Source organism: Pyxidicoccus trucidator, assembly GCF_010894435.1.
Classification (GTDB): domain Bacteria; phylum Myxococcota; class Myxococcia; order Myxococcales; family Myxococcaceae; genus Myxococcus; species Myxococcus trucidator.
This window is the reverse complement of record NZ_JAAIXZ010000008.1, coordinates 341,292-354,391: the sequence shown is the minus strand read 5'-3', so window position 1 is coordinate 354,391 and position 13,100 is coordinate 341,292. Positions and strand designations below refer to the sequence as shown.

Below are 13,100 nucleotides of genomic sequence, written 5' to 3'. Positions count from 1 at the left end.
GGGGCACTTCCGTCTGCCACCGCATGCCGGGGCACCTGCGGAACCGGCTGCCGCCAGGAATGACGGAGCGCTTGCGGCCCCGTCTACTCGAACGCGGTGAAGGAGAAGGTGGACTGGAAGTCGACGTCCGCGCCCTTGTTCATGAAGGTGGAGGCAGCCGAGCCACGCAGGACCACGTTGAACTTGCTCTCGAGGAAGCGCGAGTAGTCGTCAGGCGCCATCGCCGTCGAGTCGAAGTCGACGAGGAACGACACCGGGCCGCTGCCCGTGGGGTCCTCCACATGGCCGACGACGTAGGTGTTGCTGGACTCTTCCATGCGGAAGAGGAGGTCCACACGGCCACTGAAGACGTCGGCGAGCGAGGCCACGCCCACGCTGCCGGCGCCCAGGGTGAGCGTGAGCGTGGTGAGCTCCACGCGAGAGGGCGACTGGCCGTCCAGCTCCTGGCGCGCAGCATCGACGAAGACCTTGAAGGGGTTGCCCGACTCGGTCGAGATGCCCTTCTGGGCGGTGACGGTGGCGTTGACCGTGTCGGACGACTTGGCCTTGAGGTTGATGCCGACCGGCGCCGAGTACGACACCGCATCGCCTCCGCAGCCCATGAGAGAGAGCGCGGCGCACAGCACCAGCGGGAGAAGATGGTTCATTTTTGGGGGCACTCTTCGGGAGAACGGGGAGCGCTCGGCCTGACGCTCCCCAGGGCTGTGCTGCGACTGGGAAGACCCTCGCGCGCTCTCTTTGGCCACGCCCCCAGACGGAGCGGAAGCACCTCCGCGCACACTGGCTCACGCGACACCGTGACCCGAGCCCGCTCGCCTGGCAGGCCCTCGAGCGGCCGGGGCGAGCGCCCCAGGCCGGCGTCCGCCCCCCTGCTCGGGCGGCCCCGTGGGGTGATTCATAGGTTCAAGGTCCGAAGCAGGGGGCCGGGCGTGGACGAAGCGCGACAGCAACGGCTCTGGCGCAGGGCGGGGAGGCTGCCACGAGTCGCTGTGGCGGCGGTGCTGCCCCTGTGCGTCGTCGTGCTGGCGGGCTGGGCCCTGCGGGGCAGGGACGTGGTGACGGCGGCCTTCACGGAGGTGCCGCCGATGGTGCCCGCCTCCGCCACGTGCCTGCTGCTCATCATCATCGCCATCGGCTGGCTGCGGAGGGGCAGCCCCACCCGCCAGGTGCTGGCGGGACTGGCCGCCGTCCTGGTGACGGCGACCGGTGCCGTCACGCTCCTGTCGTACCTCTGGCATCCGGACCTGGAGCTGACCGGCGTGCTGCCGGGGCGCCGCATGTCACCCCAAACGGCCTCGAGCATGACGTTGATGGGACTGGCGCTGCTCGCCGTGGACCGCGGGGGTCGGGGCACGGCGCGCTCCCAGCTGCTCGCGCTGGCCGCCCTGCTCATCCCCCTGACGGTGCTCCTGGGCTATGCCTTCGCGGAGCACCGCATCTACCGCCTGGGGGGCGACATCGGCGCCGCGCCCCACAATGCGGCGGCGCAGCTCCTGCTGGCGCTGGGCATCCTCTTCCTGAGGCCGGACCAGGGACCCGTGGCGACGGTGACGTCGGCCGCCGCGGGCGGAGTCATGGCGCGCCGGCTGCTCTTCGCGGGCCTGCTCCCGGTGGGCGTGGGTGTGCTGGTGGACCTGGGTGCGCGGCGGGGGCTGGTGGATGCGCGTCTGGCGTGGCCCCTCTTCGCCATGGCGATGATGGTGTCGCTGACGGCGGTGGTCTGGCGGGCCGCGGCGGTGAGCAACCGGCTGCACCAGGAGCAGGTGCGCGCCCGGCGGCAGGCAGGAGAGGAGGCCGAGCTGCAGCGGAGGCTGGCCATGGAGAATGCGCGGCTGGCCCGGGAAGCGAAGCGAGCGGCGCGTGAGCGCGAGGACGTGCTGGCCATCGTCTCCCATGACTTGAAGAACCCGCTGGCCACGGTGCGGCTGAGCGCCGCCGTGCTGCACCAGAAGCTGGCGCGACTGCCCGGCGGGGAGTCCCTGGTGAGCCGCGTGGCCGCCATGGACCGGGCGGCGGTGCACATGCTCGGCCTCATCTCCCGGCTGCTGGACGCGGCCCGCCTGGACGCGGGCCAGCCGCTGGCCGTGGAGCCCCGGCTGGAGCCGGTGGGCGAGCTCATCGGCGAGGCGCTGGCCCTCATCGAGCCCCAGGCATCGCGCGGCGACCTCCGGCTGGAGCTGTACCTGTCCCCAGGGTTGATGGCCCGGTGTGACAGGGAGCGCGTCCTCCAGGTGCTGGCCAACCTGCTGGGCAACGCGGTGAAGTTCACCCCGGCGGGGGGCACGGTGACGGTGGAGGCCGTGGCGGACGCCTCCGAGGTGCGCGTGGCCGTGCGGGACACCGGCCCCGGCATCCCCGAGGACGAGCAGCACTGCCTCTTCCAGCGCCACTGGCAGTCGCGGAGTACGGCGACCCGGGGCAGCGGCCTGGGCCTCTACATCGCCAGGGGGCTGGTGGAGGCCCATGGCGGCCGGCTCTGGGTGGAGAGCGTCGTGGGGGCCGGCAGCACGTTCACCTTTACCCTCCCGCTGACGCCTGAACGCCGGCCCCCCCACCCCGCCCTTGACAGCCCTGGAGCCGAGGTCTAACGCACAGCGACATGAGCACTGCCCGCTTCCCTTCGCCCACGCGTCCCATCACCAACGAGGGCCCGTTCCGCGCCCTGCTGTTGGAGAACATCCACCCGTCGGCGGAGGAGATGCTGGCCGCCGAGGGCTTCCAGGTGGAGCGGGCGTCCTCCGCCCTCAAGCCGGACGAGCTGGCGCAGAAGCTGAAGGGCGTGCACCTGCTGGGCATCCGCAGCAAGACGACGGTGCCCGCCGCCGCGCTGGTGCACGCCGAGGAGCTGCTGGCCATTGGCGCCTTCTGCATCGGCACCAACCAGGTGGAGCTGGTGGCCGCCAACACCCACGGCATCCCCGTGTTCAACGCGCCGTTCAGCAACACGCGCAGCGTGGCGGAGATGGTGCTGGCGGAGGTCATCGTCCTGACGCGCCAGCTCTTCGACCGCAGCCGCGAGGTGCACGCGGGCCAGTGGCGCAAGGTGGCCACCGGCAGCCGCGAGGTGCGCGGCAAGACGCTGGGCATCATCGGCTACGGCCACATCGGCTCGCAGCTGGGCGTGCTGTCCGAGTCGCTGGGCATGCGGGTGCTGTACTACGACGTGATGACCAAGCTGCCGCTGGGCAACTCGCAGTCGGTGCCCACGCTGGACGAGCTGCTGGCGCAGTCGGACTTCGTCACCCTGCACGTACCCGCCGTGGCGTCCACGCACATGATGATTGGCGCGGACCAGCTGGCACGGATGAAGAAGGGCGCGTGCCTCATCAACGCCAGCCGCGGCACGGTGGTGGACATCCCCGCGCTGGCGCGGGCGCTCTCCTCCAAGCACCTGGGCGGCGCCGCGGTGGACGTCTACCCGGAGGAGCCGGAGAGCAACTCGGACGGCTTCGTCACCGAGCTGCAGGGGCTGCCCAACGTGGTGCTCACGCCGCACATCGGCGGCTCCACCGAAGAGGCGCAGGCGTCCATCGGCAAGGAGGTGGCCACCAGCCTCTTGAAGTACTTCAAGACGGGCGCCACCACCGGCGCGGTCAACTTCCCGCAGGTGGAAGTGCCGCTCATCCCCGGCACGCACCGCATCCTCAACGTGCACCGCAACATCCCCGGCGTGCTCCGCGACATCAACCGCATCGTCTCGGACCTCAACGCCAACATCCACGCCCAGGTGCTCAGCACGGACAACAACATCGGCTACCTGGTCATGGACCTGGACCAGGACGTGTCCCGCCCCGTCTGCGACGCCATCGCCGGGCTGACGACGGACATCAAGACGCGCATCGTGTCCTGACGCCCGGGCGCGCGCGCCTCACGCGTCGATGACCTTCCCGGGGTTGAGGATGCCCTGGGGGTCCATCGCCCGCTTGAGCGCGCGTAGCAGCTCCAGCTCCGCCGGCGAGCGCGAGTAGCCGAGGTAGTCCTTCTTGAGCAGACCGATGCCGTGCTCGGCGGAGATGCTGCCGCCGTGCTTCTTCACCAGCTCGAACATGGTGGGGTCGGCCTGCTTCGTCCGGGCGAGGAACTCGGCCTTCTCCATGTCGTCCGGCTTCATGATGTTGACGTGCAGGTTGCCGTCGCCGATGTGGCCGAAGAGGCAGATTTCCCAGCCCGGGTAGCGCGCGTTGAAGACGGACTCCAGCTCCGCGCAGAAGTCCTCCAGCCCCGCCACGGGCAGGGAGATGTCGTTCTTGTGGGGCAGGCCGGTGGCCGAGAGGCTCTCGCTGATGCCCTCGCGCAGCGCCCACAGCTCCGACGCCTGGGACGCGCCCTGGGCCTGGGTGCCGTCCGTCACCAGCCCGCGCTCGAACAGGGAGCCGAGCCACGCCTCCACCGCCGCCGCATCGCGGGGCTCGGCCTCCAGCAGCACGTAGCAGCCGCTGGACGCCTCGAAGGGCGAGCGCAGCTTGCGGTGGCGCTGCAGGCGCGCCAGGCACCTGTCCGTGAAGAACTCGTAGGCGGAGATGCCGAAGGCCGTCTGCTGGCGTGCGTCGCGGAACAGCCGCAGCACCGCGGCCACGTCCGGCACGGCGAAGAGGAACACGTCCAGCTTCCCCGGTAGCTGGGTGAGCTTGAGGGTGGCCTCGGTGATGACGCCCAGGGTGCCCTCGCTGCCGATGAAGAGCTGCCGCAGGTCCGTGCCGGTGTTGTTCTTCTCCAGCGCGCCGTTGAGCTCCAGCACCTGGCCCTGGGCCGTCACCACCTGGAGCCCCAGCACCCACTGACGGGTGAGGCCGTAGCGGATGACCTTCACCCCGCCCGCGTTGGTGGCGATGTTGCCGCCCACCGTGCTGGAGCCCTTGGAGGCGAAGTCCACCGGCCACGTGAGGCCATGCCCGGCGCAGTGGTGGTGCACGGCCTCCGTCACCGCGCCCGCCTGCACACGCACCGTGTTGCCGAGCAGGTCCACCGGCCCCAGGCGCGCCATTCGCTGGAGCGACAGCACCACCTCCCCCCGGGCCGCCACCGCGCCGCCCGCCAGCCCCGTGCGGCCTCCGGAGGGCACCACGGCCACGCGGTGCTGGTGGCACAGCGCCAGCAGCCGGGACACCTCCTCGGTGCTCCGGGGCAGGGCCACCGCGCTGGGGGCGGGGGTGTACACGCGCGTCCAGTCGCGGCCGTACTCCTGCAGCTCGCCGGGCTCCCGGGTGAGGAAGTCGGCGGGGAAGCCCTCGGAGATGGCTCGGAGGAAGTCGGCGGGGAGCCCGGGAGCGGGCGCGGAGGAGGACATGCCTCCAGGCGTATTGCAGGGGCCGGCCCGTGACAAGGCGAAGCGCGGCCGGGGCCGCCGGCTCCGTCGGAAGGACGCCGGAAGGGCCTGGAAAATGGTCAGGAAAATCCGCTCGCTGCGTATTCAGGGCAGCGCCCTCCAAGCACCCGCGTCCCCCGCCGCCCTCACGAGGAATTCCGCGATGTTGAAGAACCGCTCCCTCCGTCTCGCCGCGCTGCTGTCCGCGGCCCTGGGGCTGGCCCCCTCCGCCCTGGCGGCTGCGGAGACTCCGCAGGTGGGCACGCCCTACGTCTTCGAGACGGTGGACAGCTACCTCGTCGCGACCCACAGCCGAATTGAAGTCACCGGCATCCTCCAGGGCGAGAGCGCCCCCCGGACCCTGTTCTTCTCCTACAACCTCAGCACGACCGCCTTCGACGTCGGCCAGCACGTGGCGCGCTGTGACCGGCTGGCCCTGCTCGCCATGAACAAGCCGGGGCTCTACCTCCTCACGATGGTACAGAACGGCAGCACCTTCGCTCCCACCTGCCGGCTGACGCGTCGCTAGGCCCCTCCGGGCACACGGCGGGGAACGGATTCCTCTCATGGGCACGATGCGAAGCACATGGCTGGCCCTGGTGCTGGCCGTGGTGGGACTCCAGGCCGGGTGCACGGACGGTGACGGCACGCGTGACGGCGGGGACTCGGACGGTGACGGCACGGCGGACTCCGTCGACTGCGCCGCCCACTCCGCGGAGCGCTGGCGGAACCTGGACGGCTTCCGTGACGACGATGGCGACGGCGTGGGCACGGGGCCCGTGACACCGCTGTGCATCGGCGGGGCGTTGCCCCAGGGCTGGGCGCTGAAGGCGGGCGACTGCGACGACGTCGACTCCACGCGGTGGCGGCGGGTGGAGGGCCTCCATCCCGACCTGGACGGTGACGGCGCGACGGCCCAGGGCCCGGTGACGGGCTGCGTGGGCAACTCCGTGGACGGCTACCAGGAGCAGCCCGGCGCTCCGGACTGCGATGACACGGACGCCCGCTACCAGCAGTCCACGACGGGCTGGCTCGACTCGGACGGGGACGGCGTGGGCAGTGGCCAGAGCGTGTCCTACTGCCTGGGCGCGCGCCCGCCTCCGGGCTACGCCGCGCGGGAGGGCGACTGCGCACCCGACGACTTCCAGCGCGCGGAGCCGCTCCCCTACTCGCACCGGGACGCGGACCTGGACGGCGCCACCGTGCGCGAGCAGGGCACGCTGTGCGTCGTCCGGCTGCCGCTCGGATACCACACCCTGGAAAGTGGCCTGGACTGTGACGATGCGGACCGCATGCGCTGGGTGATGCGGAGCGTCTACGTGGACACGGATGGGGACGGCTTCGGCGTCGGGGCGGTGACCTCACGGTGCTCGGGTGCCATGCCCGACCCGGGCTACGCGTGGGAGGGAGAGGACTGCGCCCCCGAGGACCGCACGAGCTGGCAGTGGCGCTCGTATGAGCACCGGGACAGGGACGGGGACGGCGCCACCGTTCCGGAGCGCGGCGTGCTGTGCACCGCGGGCGCGCTGCCCCAGGGCTATCACGCCTGGCCGAGCGGCCAGGACTGCGACGACGGGAACCGCGACGTCGCGGTGAGCTGGAGCGTGTACCCGGACACCGACGGCGACGGCGTGGGCTCCGGAGCCCAGGAGACGCTGTGTGCCGGGCACCAGCGTCCCCAGGGCTACTCCCACGTGGACACCGACTGCGCGGCCACGGACGCCACGGCCTGGCAGACGCTGGCCTTCTCGCACCGGGACGTGGACGGAGACGGCTTCACGGTGTCCCAAGCGGGAACGCTGTGCTCCGGCGCGGCGCTTCCGTCCGACTACAAGACCTCCGCCAACGGCGACGACTGCAACGACGCGGTCCCCACCGAGCACACGCGCCTCCAGGCCTGGGCGGACATGGATGCGGACGGCGTGGGCTCGGGTGAAGCGACGACGCTGTGCACGGACGGCACGGTGCGCGCGCCCTGGTCGGCCACCGGGACGGACTGCGAGCCGGAGGACGGCACGCGCTGGACGACGCGCTCCTACTTCCACGTGGACCGCGACACGGACGGCCACACCACTCCCGAGCGGGGCACGGTGTGCACGGGCTCCACCCTCCTGGCGCCCTACTTCACCCAGGCGGCGGGCAATGACTGCGACGACACCCAGGCAACCCTCTTCCGTTGGGCCGTGCTCTACCCCGACGCGGACGGAGATGGCGTGGGCACCGCGCCGAGAGCGGTGTCGTGCCTGGGCCAGGACGTGCCCACGGGCCTCTCGTTCAAGGGGTACGACGTGAACGACGCCGATGCGGCCGTCCAGGAGGACGAAGAGGACGACTTGCTGGTGGAGCTCATCCTCTCGCCGTGAGCGCGAGCAGCCGCGCTCGGGCTCACGCGCCTCGGGGCCAGGAGCGGAGGAGGCGCTCGGTGGCGGCCTGCCGGGACCAGTCCACCCCGCCTGTCAGGACCGCGTCGCCCCGGGTGATGCGGACCTCCTGCCAGACGGGTGCGCCCTCGCGGTAGCTCGCGTCCCAGGCCGACCAGCGCTGGCCGCCCGTGGCTTCCACCATGCGCGCCACGCACGCGTCGAACTCCGTGTCCGGCAGCCACCGGAGCTGCTCCAGCACCCACTCCACCTCCACCGGAAGCGCCGTGGCCGTCCCCGTGAGTGCCTGGAGCGCCGCCGCGCCACAGCCCTCGGGGAGGAAGGCCACGCCGTCCGGGCGGAGCACGGCCTGGCCCGGCCGCCGCTCCGTCCCCTCGCGCAGCACGGCAGGGTAGATGGCCACGTCCCCCAGACGCACCCCGGCCCGCGCAGCTCCGCGCAGGGGCGCCTGACGGTGCAGCTCCAGGAGCACGGCCAGCTGCGGAGCGTCCTGCAGGTGTCGCACCTCGGCCCGGCGCGCTCCGTCCACACGCACGTTGAGCAGCCTCGGGTCCAGGTGGATACCGCCCGTGGGAATGGAGGCCAGGGGCACCGCCACCGGCTCTCCGAGCATCGGCTTCCACACCAATCGCTCGCTGGTCAGCATCGCTCGCCCGGAGCGCATCGCCACCACCAGCCACGGCACGACGGTGAGCAGCATCAGCAGCAGGGCCGCGCCGCCGGCGTCGAAGAGTGCGTCGGCCAGCATGGCGAAAACCAGGAGCCACACGCTGGTGAGCAGCAGGAGCAGCACCAGGGGCGAGATGTTGGGCGAGGCCTGCCACTTCTGCTGACCGTCGAAGACGAGCACCTCCCCTGGCGCCAGCGCGAGCGGGGCCGGGTGCCGCACCAGCGCGTCCAGCCGGGGCAGGTCCGCTTCGAGCGAGGGAGCTCCGGACACGGGCGCGAGCGAGGCCAGCCGGCGCCGGGCCAGCGCGGACAACCGGCTCCCCCGCTCCGCCAGCTCGCGGGCGCTCACCAGCACCGGCGTGTCCTCGGGCCAGGCCTCCAGCTCCGCGCGGCGCAGCGTGCGCTCCAGCGCCTCGGTGACGTCGGGCGCGTGACGCAGCCACTCCGGCACCAGCTCCGGCCGGGCCCGCAGCTGGCGCTTCCAGCTCCGCGCGCCCAGCACCGACGCCAGCGTGGAGTAGCGCGCACGCGCGGCCTTGAGGATCTCCGCCCGTCCCTCCAGCCTGCGGTGGACGTCCTCTTCGGAGAGTCCCTCGCGGGAGGCGCCGCCGGTGCGGGTGCGTTCGGACATGGGAGCCGGCGAGCCTAGGCGTGGCCCCCCGGACGGGGGAAGGGCACGGGGACGCCGTCCCAGGTGGCGAGGATTCGCTCGGTGTCTGGCAGCTGCGAGCCCTGCACGCGGCCCACGACCACCTCGTCCTGGTAGGTGATGTGGACGTCGTACGGCGTCGAGAGGTCCCTGGAGCGGCGCGCGAGGTCCGCCGGCCATGCGGCGCCCCGCGTCGCCTTCACGGCCCGGAGGAGGTACGCGTCGAGGTCGGACTCGGGCTGCCAGCGCAGGGCGTCCAGCACCCAGGCCAGCTCGACGGGAGAGTCCAGCACCCGTCCTGTCGCGGCCCGGAGCAGGGCGGGGCCGGCGTCCGTCCCGGGGAGGAAGAAGAGCATGCGCCGCATCAGCACGGCATGGCCCTGCTGCCACTTCTTGTCACGGCGGAGCATGGCCGGGAAGCACACCGCCTCCGTCGCGTGCTCCACGAGCGCCGTCCTCGCCCGCGTATCGGGGTGGCGGTACAGCTCCAGCCACAGGCGCAGCCGCTTCGCGTGCTTCCGCCCGAGCCGGGGGAGCCGCACGAGCCGGTCTCCCTCCACCCGCAGCCCGCTGCCCTCCAGGCGGATGCCGCCCTCCGGAATGGAGCCCAGGCTCACGGCGACGGGCTCTCCCGAGGGCGGTACCCAGACCAGCCGCTCGGGGGTGAACCAGACGGACCCCGGGCGCATCCACCGGGAGAACCTCCCCACCATGCCCAGCAGCCCCGCCCCCGTCACCACCGCCGCCAGGCCGACCAGGGGCTGCTCCAGCACGAGGGCCGCGAGCGCGACACAGAGCAGCGCCATCAGCCCCAGCGGATAGAGGAAGCCGATGGAGTACCGCGTCAGGGTCTCCGTCTGGCCCATCAGGAGAGAGAAGGACTCTCCCGGCTGCCGCACGAAGGAGACCGGGTCTCTCACCAGCTCCGCCAGCCGGCGCAGGTCGGCCTCCAGCGAGGACGTGCCGGACACCGGGGCCAGCGAGGCCAACGCCTCGCGCACCCGGGCTTCCACCCGCTCCCGGCGCACGCGGGCCTCGTGCACGGTCTCCAGCACCGGCGAGTCCTCCGGCCAGCCCTCCAGCTCCGCACGCCGGGCCGCTCGCTCCAGCGCCTCCACACAGGCGGCGTCGCGCTCCAGTACCTCGGCCACATGCTCGGGCCGCGCCCGCAACTGGCCCTGCCACTCGCGGTCCTCCAGCGCCTCCTCCAACCAGCGGTAGCGCGGGAGCATCGCCTCGAGGAGCTCCAGCCGCCCCTCCAGCTTGCGACGCAGGTCCTCGGGCGTCAGCAGGGACGCCGGCGGGCTGGAACTTCGGGCGCGTGCGGGTTCGGACATTGCCGCCGCAGCATACCGGCAGTGCCCTGCCCTCCGGGAGCAGGCCCCGTGTGCCCCCGGACACTCACGCGGGCCGCGGCCCGGAGGCCTCCGACGCCGTGCCTATCCTCCCCGCGCGCGCCGCTCCGACGCGCGCCATCCGGGGGATGGGGCATGGACCGCTTGCGGAAACCGTTCTTCATCGCGGCGCTGGTGCTGCTGGTGCTCGCCGTGCTCGTGGAGGTGGGCTCGCCCGTGCTCCTTCCCCAGAAGCCGCCGGACTGCTCGGCGCTCAAGGGCACGAAGCCCTGCCAGGCACCGCCCCCGGGACTTCCCGAGGACTGCCTGCCCCTGCACAAGTCCGTATGCGAGGGCGAGGGCGTGGAGATGGGAGACGTGCTCCGCACGCAGCAGGAGAACCCACCCACGCCGGGCATGGGCATTCCCTACCTCGCGCTGGTGGACGGGCTGCTGCTGCTCACGCTGGCGCTGATGGGCGCCAGCCTCCTCATCCCCGAGCGCGTCCACGGGCGCGTGCAGGGGCTGGCCACGCTGATTGGCTCGGTGGTGGCGCTGCTCACCGGCATCGGCCTGCTCTTCGCGGCCATCGGCCTGCTCATCACCATGGTGAGCCTGGTCTGCGCCGCGCCCTTCGGCACCATCGCCTACCTGGCGGTGTGGGGCTTCTTCAACCGGGGCGGCGCGGCCGGCACGCTGGGGCTGCTGATGACCTTCAAGCTGGCGGCGGGCGTGTGCCTCGTGCTCGCGCACCAGCGCTTCCTGCAGAACAAGGGGCTGGTGCTGCTCTACCTCACGTCCCTGCTCGCCAATGCCGTGGTGTCCTTCCTCCACGGGATGGTGCCCGGCATCCTGGTGAGCATCACCGACGCGGTGGGCGCCATCATCGTCGCCATCCTCGGGCTCATCTGGGCCGTGCTGCTGCTGGTGGGCGCGCTCGTCTCCATCGTCAAGGTGCTGCGCCTCAAGCGCGTGGCCACGGCCTGAGCGCGCCTCCCGCACCGCCCGTCCTGCTTCGGGCACAGTCAGGTGAAAGTGGTATGTCGATACAAACAGGTAACTCACCTGTGTATCGGGCTGCTCACCAGGGACTGTCATGATCTTGAAGGATTTCAAGCAGAGCGCATCGCGCTTCCTCTCTTCGGCCTCGCTGTTCGCCCTCATCGGCTGCGGGCAGCTGGATGCCGAGCCCACGCCGGCTCCGGAGGCGGGCGGGCCTTCCGTCGAGTCCAACGCCACGAGCCAGGCGCTGTCGACCATCAGCTACCGGAGCAGCAGCACCGCCACCGGAAAGGCCATCACCTCCCTGAGCATCACGAAGCCGGCGGGGAGCGTGCAGGGTGACGTGCTGCTGGCGCGCATCACCAACCGGAACAACGTCGCCGCCGTGGCCACGCCGCCCGCGGGCTGGACACTGCTGCGCTCGGACCAGAGTGCCTCGCAGCTCAAGTCCTGGGTCTTCTACAAGGTCGCCGGCAGCGCCGAGCCCGCGAGCTACGCGTTCGGCATCGACCTCGCGAGCAACATCGCGGGCAGCATCTCCGCCTTCTCCGGGGTGGACACCACCAATCCCATCGACACGCAGAGCGGCCAGAAGAACGGGCTCACCTCCGCCTTCAACACGCCCGCCATCACCACCACCTCGGCCAACGGCGTGGCGGTCTGGTTCGGCTCGCAAATCTGGGCCGGCTCGGCCTGCCCGGCCAGCCCCATCGTCCCCCCCACGGGCTTCACGGAGGCGTTCGAGACGTGCCTCCTCTCCACGTCCACGGGCGTCATCTTCAACGCGGCGTACATGGACCTGGGCGCCGCGGGGGCGCAGCCCGCGTTCAACGGCAGCTCTCCCTACGCCGAGACGAACACCGCCCAGGTCGTCGCGCTGCGTCCGGCGAACGCGCCCACCTGCACCGTGGGCGACACGTACTCCAGCACGTACACGACGGTGGGCACCGTGGCGTCCACCGCCATCGTCGAGCCGTCCGGCCTGGCCGCCAGCCGCCTCACGCCGGGCGTCATCTACGTGCACAACGAGGACACCACCGCCGTGGTCGCCATCAGCACCACCAACGCGAGCACGCTGGGCACCTTCAACGTGGCCGGGGTGACGCCCGCGGACTGGGAGGACGTCGCCACCGGCCCGTGCCCCGCCGGGAAGTGCATCTTCATGGGTGACATCGGCCGGAACAGCGCGAACTTCCCCACGCCTCCTTCCACCTTCGCCGTCTACCGCATCCCCGAGCCGAACATCGGCGCCGGCCAGACGAGCGGCAGCCTGACGGCGGAGAAGTTCCCCTTCCAGTACCCGGACTCGCCGAAGGACGCGGAGACCATCATGGTGCACCCCACCACCGGTGACATCTACGTCATCACCAAGTCGAGCACGGGGGCGAGCAAGGTCTACAAGTTCCCCACGCCGCTGCCGGCACCGGACACCCTGTCCACGCTCGTCTTCGTGTCGAACCTCCAGCTGCCCACGACGACGGACCCCAACTTCTCCTACGCGACGTCCGGCGCCATCCACCCCTGCGCCAACCGCTTCCTGCTGCGCACGTACCGCGTCGTCTACGAATTCCGCGCGCCCACGGGCGGCGCCTTCGAGACGGCCTTCGCCGCCACCCCGGTGACGCTGACGGACACCGTGGAAGGTCAGGGTGAGGCGATTGAGTACGAGGCCAACGGCGCCAGCTACTTCACGATGAGCGAGAGCCCCTCGCCCTTCAGGCTGAAGCGCGTCACCCGGCAGTAGCCAGCGCGACTGAGCA

The 13,100-nt window shown here is 71.6% G+C and carries 10 protein-coding genes; 6 read left to right on the top strand and 4 right to left on the bottom strand.

Annotated features, from left to right (window positions below; all coding sequences use genetic code 11):
* Positions 1-83: 83 nt before the first annotated feature.
* Complete coding sequence (locus G4D85_RS23855) at positions 84-647, bottom strand: hypothetical protein (RefSeq protein ID WP_164015861.1); 564 nt, start codon at positions 645-647, stop codon at positions 84-86.
* 282 nt (positions 648-929) lie between these two features.
* On the opposite strand from G4D85_RS23855, the gene G4D85_RS23850 reads away from it, so the two are divergent.
* Complete coding sequence (locus G4D85_RS23850; RefSeq protein ID WP_164015859.1) at positions 930-2,588, top strand: sensor histidine kinase; 1,659 nt, start codon at positions 930-932, stop codon at positions 2,586-2,588.
* Positions 2,589-2,599: 11 nt separating this feature from the next.
* Positions 2,600-3,850 (top strand): phosphoglycerate dehydrogenase, encoded by a 1,251-nt coding sequence (gene serA / locus G4D85_RS23845; RefSeq protein ID WP_164015857.1) that lies wholly within the window; start codon positions 2,600-2,602, stop codon positions 3,848-3,850.
* Positions 3,851-3,868: 18 nt separating this feature from the next.
* On the opposite strand, the gene G4D85_RS23840 is transcribed toward serA, so the two are convergent.
* Positions 3,869-5,287, bottom strand: coding sequence for an FAD-binding oxidoreductase (locus G4D85_RS23840; RefSeq protein ID WP_164015855.1), 1,419 nt, complete (start codon positions 5,285-5,287; stop codon positions 3,869-3,871).
* A 181-nt stretch (positions 5,288-5,468) separates the two neighbouring features.
* Between G4D85_RS23840 and G4D85_RS23835 the strand changes: the two genes are divergently transcribed.
* Both G4D85_RS23835 and G4D85_RS23830 read left to right on the top strand, forming a co-directional pair.
* Positions 5,469-5,834, top strand: a complete 366-nt coding sequence (locus G4D85_RS23835; protein ID WP_164015853.1) for a hypothetical protein — start codon at positions 5,469-5,471, stop codon at positions 5,832-5,834.
* A gap of 37 nt (positions 5,835-5,871) precedes the next feature.
* Complete coding sequence (locus G4D85_RS23830; RefSeq protein ID WP_164015851.1) at positions 5,872-7,668, top strand: hypothetical protein; 1,797 nt, start codon at positions 5,872-5,874, stop codon at positions 7,666-7,668.
* Positions 7,669-7,690: 22 nt separating this feature from the next.
* On the opposite strand, the gene G4D85_RS23825 is transcribed toward G4D85_RS23830, so the two are convergent.
* Positions 7,691-8,986 carry a hypothetical protein gene (locus tag G4D85_RS23825; protein WP_164015849.1) on the bottom strand — a complete coding sequence of 432 codons (1,296 nt, stop codon included), beginning with the start codon at positions 8,984-8,986 and terminating at the stop codon, positions 7,691-7,693.
* A gap of 14 nt (positions 8,987-9,000) precedes the next feature.
* Positions 9,001-10,341: a hypothetical protein gene (locus tag G4D85_RS23820; RefSeq protein ID WP_164015846.1), complete on the bottom strand. Its 1,341-nt coding sequence runs from the start codon at positions 10,339-10,341 to the stop codon at positions 9,001-9,003.
* A 153-nt stretch (positions 10,342-10,494) separates the two neighbouring features.
* Here G4D85_RS23820 and G4D85_RS23815 point away from each other — a divergent pair, with 153 nt between their 5' ends.
* Positions 10,495-11,325, top strand: coding sequence for a hypothetical protein (locus G4D85_RS23815; RefSeq protein ID WP_164015844.1), 831 nt, complete (start codon positions 10,495-10,497; stop codon positions 11,323-11,325).
* A gap of 109 nt (positions 11,326-11,434) precedes the next feature.
* Positions 11,435-13,084 carry a cell wall anchor protein gene (locus tag G4D85_RS23810; RefSeq protein WP_240359455.1) on the top strand — a complete coding sequence of 550 codons (1,650 nt, stop codon included), beginning with the start codon at positions 11,435-11,437 and terminating at the stop codon, positions 13,082-13,084.
* Positions 13,085-13,100 lie beyond the last annotated feature (16 nt).

Bases quoted from the DNA above. Each gene is read 5' to 3' on its own strand.
- G4D85_RS23835 (WP_164015853.1), top strand. From the start codon at position 5,469: ATGTTGAAGAACCGCTCCCTCCGTCTCGCCGCGCTGCTGTCCGCGGCC.
- G4D85_RS23810 (WP_240359455.1), top strand. From the start codon at position 11,435: ATGATCTTGAAGGATTTCAAGCAGAGCGCATCGCGCTTCCTCTCTTCG.
- G4D85_RS23830 (WP_164015851.1), top strand. From the start codon at position 5,872: ATGGGCACGATGCGAAGCACATGGCTGGCCCTGGTGCTGGCCGTGGTG.
- G4D85_RS23855 (WP_164015861.1), bottom strand. From the start codon at position 647: ATGAACCATCTTCTCCCGCTGGTGCTGTGCGCCGCGCTCTCTCTCATG.
- G4D85_RS23815 (WP_164015844.1), top strand. From the start codon at position 10,495: ATGGACCGCTTGCGGAAACCGTTCTTCATCGCGGCGCTGGTGCTGCTG.
- G4D85_RS23840 (WP_164015855.1), bottom strand. From the start codon at position 5,287: ATGTCCTCCTCCGCGCCCGCTCCCGGGCTCCCCGCCGACTTCCTCCGA.
- G4D85_RS23820 (WP_164015846.1), bottom strand. From the start codon at position 10,341: ATGTCCGAACCCGCACGCGCCCGAAGTTCCAGCCCGCCGGCGTCCCTG.
- G4D85_RS23825 (WP_164015849.1), bottom strand. From the start codon at position 8,986: ATGTCCGAACGCACCCGCACCGGCGGCGCCTCCCGCGAGGGACTCTCC.
- serA (WP_164015857.1), top strand. From the start codon at position 2,600: ATGAGCACTGCCCGCTTCCCTTCGCCCACGCGTCCCATCACCAACGAG.